2 protein-coding genes are annotated in these 1188 nt (G+C 40.2%); one reads left to right on the forward strand and one right to left on the reverse strand.

Going from position 1 to position 1188, the window contains the following annotated elements:
* The coding region (locus tag ACKTSF_RS14515) for a transposase (protein ID WP_407890291.1) at nucleotides 1-195 on the forward strand (195 nt) is incomplete at its 5' end.
* 451 nt (nucleotides 196-646) lie between these two features.
* Here the strand turns inward: ACKTSF_RS14515 and ACKTSF_RS14520 are convergent.
* The coding region (locus ACKTSF_RS14520; protein ID WP_407890293.1) for a recombinase family protein at nucleotides 647-1188 on the reverse strand (542 nt) is incomplete at its 5' end.

A 1188-nucleotide genomic window follows, 5' to 3' on the forward strand; every position in this document is an offset into this window, starting at 1 on the left:
TATTCGCCACATGAACGAGGCAGTAATGAAAATCGCAACCGAGTACTACGCCGCTTCATTCCCAAAGGTCAACCGATTGATGAGATTACCGATGATGAATTGATTCAAATTAACTGGTATTTGAATTGCCGACCACTCAAATGTTTAAATTGGCGAACACCGATTGAGATCTTTTTGCGTAATCTGCGTTACTAAATTTGTTCAAGTTATTTCTTGCAATCTGTCATAAACAAAAAAGACCAGTAGAGGGTGCACTACATGGTCTTTTATTCTCTTCTGGGATTAATCGTCCACCTTTGCTACCAATTAGCTACCTCGTCTTAATGCAGAAGAAAATACCCGTTGTCATTATTACGGATAACAGTGACGTTGAGAGATTTGCTTTTTTTTTAGGCATAGAATCGCTCCTTTCGGTTTCTGTTAAAAGGACAGGAAGTACTGCCAATATGACGCTGCAAAAGATATCGGGAGTTGGCCAATGACGAGGGTGGGATTCGAACCCACATACCGTTCCTTTGTGCGCCCACAACATGATTATACATCTTACTCGATTTTAAGCTAAGTTTTTTGCACATCTATCGGCGTGAGTCGAAAACCTGTCGGCAAATAACCGAGCGTGCTGTTAGCCCATTTTTTGTTAATTATTTCATTTAATTTTGTATTTTTTACGATATCTAATAAAGGTAGTTCGTTTAATACCCGTATTTCGGGCCACATCAATGTCACTCATACCGGTTTGATAAAGTTTAAACGCATGTTGTAGGCGGGGATCATCTTGTGCATATTGAGGTTTGCGACCATGATATTTACCTTGCTGTTTGGCCAAAGCAATCCCTTGTTGCTGGCGCTCAATAATCCGCTTCCGTTCACTTTCGGCCTGATACTTATACAGTTCAATGATGAGGTTAGTCATCAGTTGACGTAAGTTAGGATCAGCAATCCCTGTCATGGACGGCAAATTTAACACATCTAGGGTGGCACCCTTATTTTGAATGGAGTTCATGATCTTAGTCAAATCATGGTTGTTTCTGCCTAAGCGATCTAATTCAGTGACCATTACAATATCACCCTCACGAATATAGGCCAGCATTTTTTGCAGTTCTGGCCGATTAGTGTTAGCCCCACTTAATTTATCCGTAAATAATTTATCAACGTCTTTTAAAGCCGCTAACTGTCGATCTAAATGTT

Origin of the sequence: Levilactobacillus muriae (assembly GCF_045862015.1) — a bacterium.
In the GTDB taxonomy this organism is placed as follows: Bacteria; Bacillota; Bacilli; order Lactobacillales; family Lactobacillaceae; genus Levilactobacillus; species Levilactobacillus muriae.